Origin of the sequence: Streptomyces sp. NPDC014733, assembly GCF_043083385.1 — a bacterium.
GTDB lineage: Bacteria > Actinomycetota > Actinomycetes > Streptomycetales > Streptomycetaceae > Streptomyces.
In genome coordinates, this window is record NZ_JBIBYO010000004.1 from 408,237 (window position 1) to 421,558 (window position 13,322).

The window sequence follows — 13,322 nt, forward strand, 5'->3', positions numbered from 1 at the left end:
GAGAAGGGAACGGACAGCTGATGAGAGCACGTGTACGGCGGCTTGCCCGGTCGGTGCTGCTGGTGCCGCTCGCGGTGTTGCCGGCCGCCTGCGGTGACGCGTCGCGGGTGGCCGGTGCGGTGGGCGGGAGCGGCGGCGACGTCGACGGGAAGGGGTCGGTGACCCTCAACGTCGGGGATCAGAAGGGTGGTTCGGAGGCGATTCTGCGGGCCGCCGGGGAGCTGGACGGTCTCACGTACCGGATCAAGTGGTCGACGTTCACGTCCGGGCCGCCACTGCTGGAGGCGGTGAACGCCGGTGCCGTGGACATCGGCGGGGTGGGCAACACTCCCCCGGTGTTCGCCGCGGCGGCCGCATCGAAGATCAAGGTCGTGGCCGGTGCGCACAGCCGCGCCGAGGGCGATGCGCTGCTGGTGCGGAAGGATTCCCCGCTGACGCGGACCGCGCAGCTCAAAGGCAAGGCGATCGCGGTGGCGCAGGGCAGTTCGGCGCACTACCAACTCCTGGCGCAGCTGCGGAAGGCGGGGCTGTCGCCGAAGGATGTCACGCTGAACTACCTCCAGCCGGCCGATGCGCTGGCCGCGTTCACCCGCGGGAAGGTGGACGCCTGGGCGGTCTGGGACCCGTACACCTCGCAGGCGCTGGATCAGGCCGGCGCGCGGGTGCTCGCCACCGGGCAGGGTGTGGTCAACGGGCTGAGTTTCCAGGTGGCGGCGCCCGCCGCGCTCGGTGAGGCGAAGAAGGCGGCGGCCCTGAAGGACTACGTCGAGCGGCTGCGCCGGGCGCAGGACTGGGTGTACGCGCACCCGGATGCCTGGGCGAAGGTGTGGGCGCGGGAGACCGGTATGCCGCAGCGGGTGGCGCTGGACGCGGTCAGGCGCACCAAGGGCACGGCGGTGCAGGTCGCGCTGGACAAGGCCGCTGTCGCCTCCGAGCAGCGGATCGTCGACGCGTTCGCCCATGAGGGGCTGATCCCGCGCTCTTTCGACTTCGGGAAGTTCGTCGATCCCCGTTTCAACCGCGATCTGCCGCCTTCGGGTACGGCGCCGCGTTCCTACGGAAAGGCCCACTGACATGTCCGTACATCTGCACTGGTTCCTGCCGACCGGCGGCGACGGGCGCACTCTGGTCGACCGGCACGCCTATACCGACGGCGGCATCAAGCGTGACCGGATCACGCCGGCCAGCGGGGTGCGTGCGCCCGACATCGAATACCTCGCGCAGGTCGCCAAGGCGGCGGAACAGCTGGGGTTCGAGGCGGTACTCACCCCGACCGGTACGTGGTGCGAGGACGCCTGGCTGACGACGACGGCGCTGACGCAGGTCACCGACCGGCTGAAGTTCCTGGTGGCCTTCCGGCCGGGGGTGATCTCGCCGGTGCTGGCCGCGCAGATGGCCGCGACGTATCAGCGGCTCTCGCGCGGGCGGCTGCTGCTGAACGTGGTGACCGGCGGTGACTCCACCGAGCAGAAGCGGTTCGGCGATCATCTCGACCACGATCGGCGCTATGCCCGCACCGATGAGTTCCTGCAGGTCGTACGGGGTGTGTGGAGCGGGAAGCCGTTCGACTTCCAGGGGGAGCACTATCAGGTGGAGGGCGGGCTGACGGCGCTGCCGCCGGACCCGCTGCCGCAGATCTTCTTCGGCGGTTCGTCGGCGGCCGCGGGGCCGGTCGCCGCGCGGAACGTCGATGTGTATCTGACCTGGGGCGAGCCGCCGGAGCAGGTGCGGCAGAAGATCGCGTGGATACGGGGGCTGGCCGAGCAGGAGGGCCGCGGGGTCCGCTTCGGCATCCGGCTGCACACCATCTCCCGCGATACGTCCAAGGAGGCGTGGGCGACCGCGGACCGGCTGCTCGGGGATCTGGATCCGGACACCGTGGCCGCGGCGCAGCAGGCTCTGGGCAGGAGCGAATCGGTGGGCCAGCAGCGGATGCTGGCGCTGCACGGCGGCTCCCGGGACAAGCTGGAGATCGCGCCGAACCTGTGGGCCGGCGTCGGTCTGGTCCGCGGCGGCGCGGGAACCGCGCTGGTCGGCAGCCATGCGGAGGTCGCCGACCGGATCGAGGAGTACCACGCGCTGGGCATCGAGCACTTCGTGCTGTCCGGCTATCCGCATCTGGAGGAGGCGTACTGGTTCGGTGAGGGCGTCCGGCCCGAGCTGGCGGCGCGGGGGCTGCTCGCCGGTGTCCCGTCGCCTCTGGAGGGTGTCCCGGCGGCCAACGGCCGTCCGGCGTCCGCGCCGGGCGGGGCGCCGCTGCTGGTCGCCGGCGGGCGCTGAGCCGTCACCTGCCCCGGGGCGGCCGGGTCCGTTCCGTCACGTCGGTGGCGGTACGGGAAGATCCGGCCGCCCCTCGTCGTTGCTGCGGGCATGGACGACAGCGGTGGGCCGAGCGCGGTGCGTGAGGTCGAGGTGGCGGTGATCGGTGCAGGTCAGGCGGGGTTGTCGGCCGCCTTCCACCTGCGTCGGGCGGGGTATGTGCCGGACCGTGACACCGTACTGCTCGACCATGCGCCGCACACCGGCGGCGCCTGGCAGTTCCGCTGGCCGACGCTGACGTACGCGAAGGTCCACGGGATGCACGCGTTGCCGGGCATGGAGCTGACCGGCGCCGATCCGGAGCGCCCGTCGGCGGAGGTGATCGGCGGCTACTTCGCCCGCTACGAGGAGCGCTTCGGGCTGCGTCCGCACCGGCCCGTCGAGGTGTCGGCGGTACGGTCCGGTCCCGGCGCTCGGCTGCTGGTGGAGACGTCGGAGGGGACGTATGCGGCGCGGGGGCTGATCAGTGCGACGGGCACCTGGGACCGTCCGTTCGTACCGCGCCTGCCGGGCCAGGAGGTGTTCCGGGGGCGGCAGTTGCACAGTGCGCGGTATCCGGGGCCGGAGGCGTTCCGCGGGAAGCGGGTCGTGGTGATCGGCGGTGGGACGTCGGCGGTGCAGCAGTTGCTGGAGATCGCGCCGGTGGCGGCGGCCACGGTCTGGGTGACGCGGCGGCCGCCGGTCTTCCGGGACGGTCCGTTCGGCGAGACGGAGGGCCGGGCGGCGGTCGCGGCGGTGGCGCGCCGGGTCCGTGAGGGGCTGCCGCCGCGCAGCGTGGTGAGCGTGACGGGCCTGCCGATGACGGAGGCGATGCGCCGGGCCCGCGCGGACGGGGTGCTGCGGCGGCTGCCGATGTTCGAGCGGATCACCGAGGACGGCGTGGTCTGGGCGGACGGAAGCACCGTCGCCGCCGACGCCTTGCTGTACGCGACGGGGTTCCGCGCGGCCATCGGCCATCTCGCGCCGCTGCGGCTGCGGGAGGCGGGCGGCGGCATTCGCCTGGCGGGCACCCGGGCGGCGCGCGATCCGCGGGTGCATCTGGTGGGGTACGGGCCGTCGGCGAGCACGATCGGGGCGAACCGTGCCGGGCGGGCGGCCGTCCACGACCTGGCGCAGCTGCTCGGCGGCCCGCCGCATCCAGCCGGTGCGGACGGGGCGGGCTCCCGGAACGCCCGCACGGAGGACGGCGCTCACCCGGGAAGGGAACACACGAACGCGGGATCGAGTGTTCGCCGGAAGGCGTGATCGATCCCCGAAGTGGTCACTTGTACCTCTCTGGCCGGGTCATGATTACGGGGCGCAAGTGAGGGGCTGCAGACCGTCACAGCGCCTCCGGTCGACATCCCTTGCTGGACCGGAGAGTTGGTCCCACACACATACGCACAAGGAGAAACACCGCGATGAACATCCTCACCAACCTGCTCGCCGGCATCGTCCACCTCGTGGGTTGGCTCGTCTGACGAATCGCACCGCGGCGCCGCTCCTCCCCGTCCCAGGGAGGGGCGGCGCCTCCGTGTGTACGGAAGACCGCCCACGGCGCGAGCCCGGCACCCCCTACGCCTGCGGGGTCGCCCGCTCCGGGGCCGGGTCCGGGACCGCCGCGGATCCGGATCTCGGCGCTCGGCCCGAAGCCCGCTGCGGGTGGCTCGTCTGCAGGCACGGGCGGCTGCGCCCAACGCGGCGAGGAGCGCTTCGGGGAAGGCCGGATGACGGCGGCCAGGAATTCTCCGCATCGGCCCTGACCTGCAGCTGCTCGACGATCCACTTCCAGGCGCCGTCGCCCTGCCGGCGCCGGAAGAGCCGAAGGCCCGGTCCCACGGACCGTGCCTCTCCGGAAGGTCGCGCCACGATGCACCGTATGCCGTCGAACTGTCGACGCGTCCACGTCCGCGGGCGGCCTGGGATCTTGCCCACAGGCAACGGCGGCTCAAGTCAGGCTCACTGCCCCCTCGTCAGATCACAGGTCCCACGGACGTGATCACCGCGACCTTGATCCACTTTCGCAGCAGACCCTGTTCGGTGTCCCGCCTCCTCACCTCTCCAACGTGCGGTGGGCGGTCTCGGGCAGTCGGAGGTAGACGGCGGAGGAGACCAGGCACAGCACGGCCACGTACACGGGGAAGAGGCCGGCCTGCCCCAGGTCCTTGAACAGCGTGCCGATATAGGGCGCCGTGCCGCCGAAGAGGGCAACGGTGAGGGAGTAGGGGAAACCGATGCCCGCGGCGCGCACCCTCGCCGGGAACGTCTCCGCGTTCACGGCCGCCGAGATGGCTGTGAAACCGCTCAGCAGGATCATGCCCGCGCACTGCACGAGCAGCAGCGTGACGAAGGAACCGTCGAGCGCGCGCAGCAGCGGCACGCTCAGCAATGCGAAGCCGATCCCGAACATCAGCAGCAGCGGCTTGCGCCCGAAGCGGTCGGACACCATGCCCGCGACGGGCTGGAGCACGGCGAAGAACGTCAGCGAGAGGGTGCCCGCCAGCAGCGCGTCGGACTTCCCCACCCCGGCGTTGAGCTCGGCGTACGTCGGCAGGTACGACGTCCACGTGTAGTACGCGAGCGTGCCGCCTGCCGTGATGCCGCAGATCAGCAGCGACTCGCGCGGATGGCGGCGCAGCGCCTCGAAGAGGCCCGGACGGGGCGCCTCGGTCTGCTCCTCGCTGCGCGTCTCGTGCGCACCGCGCCGCACCCAGAAGCCCACGAGGCTCAGAAGTGCGCCCAGTACGAACGGGACGCGCCAGCCCCAACTGCCCATGGCGGCGGGCGCGAGCTTCGCGACGAGCAGTGCCGCTATGCCGGACGCGACGAGCTGTCCGGCAGTCGTCGACACGTACTGGAAGCTGGAGAAGAGCCCCCGCCGCCCGGGCCCGGCCGACTCCACGAGGAACGTGGTCGACGCGGCGAACTCACCGCCCACCGACAGTCCTTGCAGCAGCCGGGCCAGGACGAGGATGACCGGTGCGAGGACCCCGGCTGTGGCGTACGTCGGCGTCAGTCCCACCAGGAGGCTGCTGCCACCCATCAGCAGAATGGTCACCGTCAGCGCCGCACGGCGCCCGCGACGGTCGGCGACCGCGCCCATCAGGAGCCCGCCGACGGGCCGCATGAAGAACCCCACCGCGAAAACCGCGAACGTCGCGAGCAGCGGCACCAGCGAATTCGCCGCCTCCTCGGGGAAGATCTGCGCGGCGATGTACGTGGCAAGGAAGGTATATGTGTACCAGTCAAACCACTCGACCGCATTGCCGACCGAGGCGGCGGCGAGTTGGCGCGTCGGGGACGTCGAGCGGGTGGGCGCGCCCTTCGTCAGGGGTTCGGTGTGTTCTGCGCTCGACATGGTCCTCCGCTCGGTCCTGCGTACGTCCTGGGGCGTTGCCGTCCCGCTCGCCTTCCGCCGGTGCTGCCGGTGGGGGGCCGGGCCGTCCCGTGATCATGTACCGGCCGGACGGCTGTCCGCCAGGGGCTGCGGAGGACGAAAGGAAACGGCAATGAACTCCCGGGGCGGCGGGCCGGTCCACGCGCTCGTCGCCGTGTCGTTCATCGGAGGAAACACCGGGCGGGGCCGGGGAGTTGCAGCGGGGTGCGCACCCTGGGGAGAGCGGCAGGGCGCGGGAGGCGCGGCGCCGGACGGCGGCGCAGGGAAGGGTGCGGCGGCCGCCCCGACCGTTGAACCGGCCGCCGCGCGCCTGACCCTACCCGCGAGTCACTTGTTGTGGCACCGGTAGATCGCCGCTGGTGGTGAGGGATGGGTCACCCGCATCGCCGTCGGGTGCGCGGTGGGTGTCGCGGCGCAGCAGTGCGGCGTAGCGGCCGTCGGCGGCGAGGAGTTCGGCGTGGGTGCCGCGTTCGGCGATCCGGCCGCGGTCGAGGACGACGATCTGGTCGGCGTCGCGGACGGTGGAGAGCCGGTGGGCGATGGTGACCGTGGTGCGGCCCGCGCTGAGCGCGTCGATGGCCTGCTGGACGGCGTGTTCGGTGCGGGTGTCGAGCGCGCTGGTCGCCTCGTCGAGGACGAGGACCGGCGGGTCGCGCAGGATGGTGCGGGCCAGCGCCAGACGCTGCTTCTCACCGCCTGAGAAGCGGTAGCCGCGCTCGCCGACGAGGGTGTCGTAGCCGTCGGGCAGCGTGGCGATGTGGTCGTGGATCTGGGCGGCGCGGGCGGCGCGTTCGATCTCCTCGTCGCTCGCGTCGGGCTTGGCGAACCGCAGGTTCTCGGCGACCGAGGCGTGGAAGAGGTAGGTCTCCTGGGAGACGACGCCGATCGCGCGGGCGAGGGTGTCGAAGTCGAGGTCGCGGACGTCGGTGCCGTCGAGGGTGACCCGGCCGGCGCTCACGTCGTACAGCCGGGGGACCAGGTAGCTCAGGGTGCTCTTGCCGCTGCCGGTGGCGCCGACGACGGCGAGGCTGCTGCCCGCCGGGACGGTGAGGTCGATGTCGCTCAGGGTGGGCGCGGCGGCGGTGTCGTAGGCGAAGGAGACGTTCTCGAAGCGGAGGTCGCCGCGGGGTTCGGCGAGACGGACGGGGCGCTCCGCTTCGGCCAGCGGGACCGGCAGGTCGAGGTATTCGAAGATCCGCTGGAAGAGCGCCAGGGAGGTCTGCATCTGCACGCCGGTGGAGAGCAGCGAGACGGTGGGGCGCAGCAGGCCCTGCTGGAGGGTGACGAAGGCGACGAGGGTCCCGAGGGAGAAGGCCGGACCACCGAGTTGCAGGACGAGTCCGGCGGCCCAGTAGATGAGCGCGGGCATGGCGGCCATGACGATGCCGATGGTGGCCATCCGCCACCGTCCGGCCATGCTGGAGCGGACCTCCAGGCCGACCAGCCGCTCGGACTCCTCGGCGAAACCGCGGGTCAGGGAGGAGGCGCGGCCCATGGTGCGGCCCAGCAGGATGCCGCTGACCGAGAGGGATTCGGTGACCATGGCGGACATCGCCGCCATCTGCTTCTGGCGCTGCGAGGTGATCCGTTTGCGTTCGTTGCCGACCCGGCGGCTGATCCCGACGAAGAGCGGGAGCAGCAGCAGCGAGACGCAGGTCAGCCGCCAGTCGAGGGCGAGCATCGCGACGACGGTGGCGACCACCGAGGTGAGGTTGGAGACCAGCGAGGTGGCGGTGGAGGTGACCGTGGCCTGCATGCCGCCGATGTCGTTGGCGATCCGGGACTGCACCTCGCCGGTGCGGGTGCGGGTGAAGAACGCCAGCGGCATCTGCTGGAGCTTCGCGTAGACCGAGGTGCGCAGATCGTGCATGACGCGCTGGCCGACGGTGGTGGACAGCAGGGTCTGCAGGACGCCGAAGACGCTGTTGGTCACGGCGGCGAGGATCATGCCGAGGGCGAGCAGGGTGAGCAGACCGGTGCGGCGCCCGGGAATCGCCACGTCGAGGATCTCGCGGAGCAGGAACGGTCCGGCCACCGAGACCAGCGAGGAGGCGGCGACCAGCAGGCCGACGGTGGCCAGCCGGGTGCGGTAGGGGCGGAAGAGGGCGAGGATCCGCCGGAGCTGGACCGGCTGATCCGGGGCGTCCGGGTCCTTGGCCGGCGGGGTCCACTCGGGTTCGTCGCGGCGCATGGGCTCCTTCGAGGGTGTCGGGTGCGCATTGCGTGGTTTTCCCGGGAGCCTAGCCGATTGTTACCTAAGCTCATAATGAACTCTGTCCTGATAGCCTCTGATCATGCCCTCCTCCGACCCGATGCCCTCGCCGGACCCGGCCCGGGCGGCCGATCCGGCGGCCGAGCCCGCGCCCGGCGGCGCGAACGTCGCCGAGCAGCTGGTCCGGCTGACCCGCCGGATGCAGCGCGCCCAGAAGCACCGCATGGCGCAGCTCGACCTCGCCTTCACCCCCGCCCAGTCGCGGCTGCTGCGGACGGTGGCCCATTACGGCGACGCCCCGCCCCGGATGGCCGACCTCGCCGCGCGCCTGGAGGTGGTGCCCCGGGCGGTGACCACACTGGTCGACGCCCTGGAGGGCCAGGGCGCGGTGCGCCGGGTCCCCGATCCCGCCAACCGCCGGGTGGTCCGGGTCGAGCTGACCGGCACGGGGCGCGCCACGCTCGACGCGCTGCGCTGCGCGCGCCGCAGCGCCGCGGAGGACATCCTGGCCCCGTTGAGCACCGAACAGCGCGACACGCTCGGCGGACTGCTGGCCACCCTGGTCGACCGGGAGGGCCCGCACCGCTGACGCCCCGTCGTCCGCCCGGCGGGCCGGGCACGAGCCGACCGGAGGAGTCCCATGCCCCTGCTGGAGCCGGAACCGGAGGCCCTGCGGCCCGTCCCGTCCGGCGGCGCCGCGCCGGACCGGGTCCCCCCGGACCGCGCGGACGGCACCCCCGAACCGCTGCGCGGCGATCTGATCGCGCTCCTCGGCGCGGACAAGGTGCTGCACACCGTCTCCGACCTCGTCCGCTACGCCTCCGACGCCAGTCCGTACCGCTTCGTCCCGCAGGTCGTCGTGGTCGCCGAGGACATCGACGACATCTCCGCCGTCTTCTCCTACGCGCACGGCAAGGGCCGCCATGTCGTCCTGCGGGCGGCCGGTACGTCGCTGAACGGGCAGGCACAGGGTGAGGACATCCTCGTCGACGTGCGGCGGCACTGGCGGGGCGTGGAGGTGCTGGACGGCGGCGCCCGCGCGCGGATCCGGCCCGGGACGACGGTGCTGCGGGCCAACGCGGCGCTCGCCCGCCACGGCCGGGTGCTCGGCCCCGACCCGGCCAGCGCCGTCGCCTGCACCCTCGGCGGGGTGGTCGCCAACAACGCGTCGGGAATGACCGCCGGGACCACCCGCAACTCCTACCGGACGCTGGCGTCGGTGACCCTCGTGCTGCCGTCCGGCACCCTCGTCGACACCGGTGAGCCGGACGCCGACGACCGGCTGGCGCACGCCGAGCCGGAGCTGTGCGCCGGGCTGCTGCGGATCAAGTCGACGATCGAGGCGGACGCGGAGCTGGTGGCCCGGATCCGCGCCAAGTACGCGCTGAAGAACACCAACGGCTACCGCCTCGACGCGTTCCTGGACGGCACGACGCCCACCGAGATCCTGCGGGGCCTGGCGGTCGGCTCGGAGGGGACGCTCGCCTTCGTCGCCGAGACCGTCTTCGACACCCTGCCGCTGGAGCGGTACCCGGTGACCGCGCTGCTGTTCTTCCCCACCCTGCGCGCCGCGGCCGCCGCCGTCCCCGGCTTCAACGACGCGGGTGCGCGGGCGGTGGAGCTGATGGACGGCAACACGCTGCGGGCGTCGGTGCGCGTGGCCGGGGCGCCGGCCGACTGGGCGCGGCTGCCGAAGGAGACCACCGCGCTGCTGGTGGAGTTCCGGGAGTCCGACGAGGAGGCGGCCGCCACACGGGCGGAGGCTGCCGGGGGGCTGCTGGACGGGCTGGAGCTGGTCGCGCCGGCCGCCTCCGTCACCAATGCCTTCACCCGTGACCCGGCGGTGATCGGCGGCTACTGGAAGGCCCGTAAGGCGTTCGTGACGGCGGTCGGCGGCTCCCGGCCGTCCGGCACCACGCTGATCACCGAGGACTTCGCGGTGCCGCCGGACCGGCTCGCCGATGCCTGCACGGCGCTGCTGGAGCTCCAGGACCGGCACGGCTTCGACGCGGCGGTCGCCGGGCACGCCGCCCACGGCAACCTCCACTTCCTGCTCGCCTTCGACGCCGCCCGCCCCGACGACGTGGCCCGCTACGCCGCGTTCATGGACGCGTTCTGCACGATGGTCACCGACCGGTTCGACGGCGCCCTCAAGGCGGAGCACGCCACCGGGCGGAACATCGCGCCGTTCCTGGAACGCGAATGGGGGCCGCGCGCCACGGAGTTGATGTGGCGGATCAAGCGCACCGTCGACCCGCACTCCGTCCTCGCCCCGCGCGTCCTCCTCGACCGCGATCCGAAGGCGCATCTGCGCGGCCTGAAGACCATCCCCACCGTCGAGGCGATCGCCGACCCGTGCATCGAGTGCGGCTTCTGCGAACCGGCCTGCCCCAGTGAGGACCTGACGACCACACCCCGGCAACGCATCGTGCTGCGCCGCGAGATGCTGCGGCAGCCGCCCGCCTCCCGGGTCACCGATGCCCTGCTCGACGCGTACGGGTACGACGCCGTCGACACCTGCGCGGGCGATTCGGCCTGCAAGCTGGCCTGTCCGGTGGGGATCGACACCGGTGCGCTGATGAAGGATTTCCGCCACCGGCGGCACTCACCGCGCGAGGAGCGGGCCGCGGCACTGGCTGCCCGGCACTTCGGACGCGTCGAACGCGCCGCGCGGCTGGCCGTGGCCGCCGCCGGGCATCTCGACGGCCGCCTGCTGGAGCGGGTCACCGACGCCGCCCGCAGGGCCGTCCGCCCCGATCTCGTCCCGCGCTGGCTGCCGCGACTCCCCGGCGCCGCGGCCCGGGAGCTGCCCGCCACCGGGCGGACGGCGGCCACCGCGGTCTACTACCCGGCGTGCGTCAACCGCATCTTCGGCGGCCCGGCGGGCGATACCGGCCCGTCGTTGCCGGAGGCGGTGGTGGAGCTGGCGCGGCGGGCCGGTACGCCGGTGTGGATCCCGCCGGACGTCACCGGTACGTGCTGCGCCACGATCTGGCACTCCAAGGGCTACGACCGCGGCAATGTGGTGATGGCCAACCGCATCGTGGAGGCGGCCTGGGGCTGGACCGCGGGCGGACGGCTGCCGCTGATCGTCGACGCCTCGTCCTGCGCGCTCGGCATCGCCCGGGAGGTGGAGCCGTATCTGACGCCCGCCAACCGCGCCCTGCACGCGGAGCTGACCGTCGTCGACTCGGTGGTGTGGGCCGCCCGCGAGCTGCTGCCGCGGCTGGAGATCCACCACCGCATCGGCTCCGCGGTGCTCCATCCCACCTGCTCCATGCAGCACCTCGGCGACGAGGCGGAGCTGCGGCAGGTGGCCGAGGCGTGCGCCGCGGAGGTGGTGGTGCCGGACGACGCGGGGTGCTGCGCGTTCGCCGGGGACCGCGGGATGCTGCACCGGGAGCTGACGGAGTCGGCGACCGCCCGGGAAGCCGCCGAGGTCGCCGCCCGGGAGTGGGACGCGTACCTGTCGGCGAACCGGATGTGCGAGGTCGGCATGGACCACGCACTCGGTACGCCGCGCTACCGCTCGGTGCTGACGCAGCTGGAGCGGGCGACGCGGCCGGAGGGCGGCTGAGGCGCGGGGTGCGTGCCCTGTGGGGGCGGGCGCGCACCCCGCGCGGGTCACTCCTCGGCGCCGGTGTGCAGCGCCACCGCGCTCCGTGCCGGAACCGTCAGCTGCGCGGTGCCGTCGTCGCCGACGGTGACGGTGTTGCCCGCGCAGTCACCGGGCGCCGCCTTGACCACGTTGCAGTACGTGCCCGCCGGCAGGCCGGTGGTGAAGGTGCGGGAGACGTCGCCGTCGCCGTCGTTGAGGGCCACGAAGCCCGAGGTGCCGCGGCTGAAGGAGATCGCGTCGCCGCCGTTGTCCCACCAGTTGGCGAGTTCCGCCGAGCCGACCGCGTTGTGGAAGCCGACCATCCCGGTGACGGCGGTGGCGGCGTGCTCGTCCGTCCAGCCGTCGCCGCCGGAGGGCGGGCCCGCGTCCTTGTCGTCCCAGGTGTAGCCGGAGTAGACGTTGGGCGAGCCGTAGGGCGAGGCGAGCAGGAAGACGTTGGCGAGGGTGTAGCGGTCGCCGTCCTTGTAGGTGAGCGTGGAGCCGTTGCGCTCGGTGTCCCAGTTGTCGACGAAGGTACGGGCCTTGTCGCCGGGGAGCTTGCCGTCCCCGACGGACTTCAGCTGGGCGATGGTGCCGGCCTGGAAGGCGCTCTTGAGGTGGGTGCCGTAGCGGAACTCGTCGACGTCCCCGATGCCGGTGTACTCCTCGGGCTTGACGGCCTCACCGTCACCGGCGATGACCTCGCTGACCCAGTAGCCGGGGTCCTGGCTCATCTTGGCCTTGATGGCGGCGACGTCGTCGGCGGCCATGTGCTTGGCGGCGTCGATCCGGAAGCCGTCGGCGCCCAGGGTGCGCAGGTCGTCGAGGTAGCCGGCGATCTTGCCGCGGACCGCGTCGCTGCCGGTGTCGAGGTCGGCGAGGCCCACCAGTTCGCAGTTCTGGACGTCGTCACGGTTGCCGTAGTCGGAGATGTCCTTGCGGCAGCCGTGGAAGTCCTGGTCCTGGTAGGTGCCGGGGTAGTCGTACTTGGTGTACTGCGAGCCGCCGGTCCCGGTGCCGGAGCCCGCGGACATGTGGTTGATGACGGCGTCCGCGATGACCTTGACCCCGGCGGCATGGCACGCCTTGGTCATCGCCGCGAAGGCGTCACGGTCACCGAGCCGCCCGGCGATCTTGTAGCTGACGGGCTGGTAGGAGGTCCACCACTGGCCGCCCTGGATGTGTTCGGAGGCGGGCGACACCTCGACGTAGCCGTAGCCGGCCGGGCCGAGTTGGTCGGTGCACGCCTTGGCGACCTCCGCGAACGGGCGCTCGAAGAGGGTGGCGGTGACCGTCTTCTCCCCGGCCGGGGCGGCGGCCGGGCGCTCTCCGCCCGGGGTGGCCTGGGACGGCCAGGGCATGAACGCGGCGAGACCGGCGGCGGCCAGCACACCGGCCAGCGTCCCGCCCAGCACTCGGGAACGTTGCTGCATCTTGCGGCTCCTTCGACGAACGGGCGCGGACGTGCCGCGCCCGGGAACTAAGGGCTGTCCCGCCAGGGATGACGGGACGGCCCTTGGCAGCCAGGCGCCAGGCCGCCGTGGGGGGATTCCGCGTCGGAGCCTGCCGCCCTTCCGTGGACACGTCAAGGCTCGTCGTAAGATTTTTCAGGTATTTACGCAAGGGATTGCGGGCCGGGTGGGACGTATGGGGCGTCGCCGGGCGTGCCCTCCCCGCTCCCGGACCGGACTCCGTGACGCCTTGCCGAGGCGGTCGACGAGAAGTCCAAGCGCCCGAACGCTCCGTCCAACCGGCCCTCTTGTGCCATCGGCCGCGCAACCGCCAGGGTCCTGGGCGAGGTTCACGTAGGCACCCGC

The 13,322-nt window shown here is 72.6% G+C and carries 8 protein-coding genes; 5 read left to right on the forward strand and 3 right to left on the reverse strand.

Features of this window, described 5'->3' with window-relative positions; all coding sequences use genetic code 11:
- The first annotated feature begins 20 nt into the window (after positions 1–20).
- The 3 genes from ACF1BH_RS12990 (at position 21) to ACF1BH_RS13000 (ending at position 3,564) form a co-directional block, all read left to right on the forward strand.
- A complete protein-coding gene (locus tag ACF1BH_RS12990; protein ID WP_391642513.1) occupies positions 21–1,073 on the forward strand; it encodes an ABC transporter substrate-binding protein in 1,053 nt (350 codons plus the stop codon).
- Position 1,074: 1 nt separating this feature from the next.
- A complete protein-coding gene (locus tag ACF1BH_RS12995; RefSeq protein ID WP_391642514.1) occupies positions 1,075–2,280 on the forward strand; it encodes an LLM class flavin-dependent oxidoreductase in 1,206 nt (401 codons plus the stop codon).
- A gap of 90 nt (positions 2,281–2,370) precedes the next feature.
- A complete protein-coding gene (locus tag ACF1BH_RS13000) occupies positions 2,371–3,564 on the forward strand; it encodes an NAD(P)-binding domain-containing protein (protein WP_391642515.1) in 1,194 nt (397 codons plus the stop codon).
- A 787-nt stretch (positions 3,565–4,351) separates the two neighbouring features.
- Here the strand turns inward: ACF1BH_RS13000 and ACF1BH_RS13005 are convergent.
- Together ACF1BH_RS13005 and ACF1BH_RS13010 are read right to left on the reverse strand one after the other, a co-directional pair.
- The gene (locus ACF1BH_RS13005) at positions 4,352–5,656 is read right to left on the reverse strand and encodes an MFS transporter (RefSeq protein ID WP_391642516.1); all 1,305 of its coding nucleotides are present in this window, start codon (positions 5,654–5,656) and stop codon (positions 4,352–4,354) included.
- 355 nt (positions 5,657–6,011) lie between these two features.
- Positions 6,012–7,886 carry an ABC transporter ATP-binding protein gene (locus ACF1BH_RS13010; protein WP_391642517.1) on the reverse strand — a complete coding sequence of 625 codons (1,875 nt, stop codon included), beginning with the start codon at positions 7,884–7,886 and terminating at the stop codon, positions 6,012–6,014.
- Between the two features lie 103 nt (positions 7,887–7,989).
- Between ACF1BH_RS13010 and ACF1BH_RS13015 the strand changes: the two genes are divergently transcribed.
- The gene (locus ACF1BH_RS13015; RefSeq protein WP_391642518.1) at positions 7,990–8,496 is read left to right on the forward strand and encodes a MarR family winged helix-turn-helix transcriptional regulator; all 507 of its coding nucleotides are present in this window, start codon (positions 7,990–7,992) and stop codon (positions 8,494–8,496) included.
- A 51-nt stretch (positions 8,497–8,547) separates the two neighbouring features.
- Positions 8,548–11,484: an FAD-binding and (Fe-S)-binding domain-containing protein gene (locus ACF1BH_RS13020; RefSeq protein WP_391642519.1), complete on the forward strand. Its 2,937-nt coding sequence runs from the start codon at positions 8,548–8,550 to the stop codon at positions 11,482–11,484.
- Between the two features lie 47 nt (positions 11,485–11,531).
- On the opposite strand, the gene ACF1BH_RS13025 is transcribed toward ACF1BH_RS13020, so the two are convergent.
- The gene (locus tag ACF1BH_RS13025; RefSeq protein ID WP_391642520.1) at positions 11,532–12,938 is read right to left on the reverse strand and encodes an alpha-amylase family protein; all 1,407 of its coding nucleotides are present in this window, start codon (positions 12,936–12,938) and stop codon (positions 11,532–11,534) included.
- Positions 12,939–13,322: the final 384 nt, after the last annotated feature.

Coding starts and splice junctions, on each gene's coding strand:
- ACF1BH_RS12990 (WP_391642513.1), top strand. CDS start 21: ATGAGAGCACGTGTACGGCGGCTTGCCCGGTCGGTGCTGCTGGTGCCG.
- ACF1BH_RS13005 (WP_391642516.1), bottom strand. CDS start 5,656: ATGTCGAGCGCAGAACACACCGAACCCCTGACGAAGGGCGCGCCCACC.
- ACF1BH_RS13015 (WP_391642518.1), top strand. CDS start 7,990: ATGCCCTCCTCCGACCCGATGCCCTCGCCGGACCCGGCCCGGGCGGCC.
- ACF1BH_RS13025 (WP_391642520.1), bottom strand. CDS start 12,938: ATGCAGCAACGTTCCCGAGTGCTGGGCGGGACGCTGGCCGGTGTGCTG.
- ACF1BH_RS13010 (WP_391642517.1), bottom strand. CDS start 7,886: ATGCGCCGCGACGAACCCGAGTGGACCCCGCCGGCCAAGGACCCGGAC.
- ACF1BH_RS13020 (WP_391642519.1), top strand. CDS start 8,548: ATGCCCCTGCTGGAGCCGGAACCGGAGGCCCTGCGGCCCGTCCCGTCC.
- ACF1BH_RS12995 (WP_391642514.1), top strand. CDS start 1,075: ATGTCCGTACATCTGCACTGGTTCCTGCCGACCGGCGGCGACGGGCGC.
- ACF1BH_RS13000 (WP_391642515.1), top strand. CDS start 2,371: ATGGACGACAGCGGTGGGCCGAGCGCGGTGCGTGAGGTCGAGGTGGCG.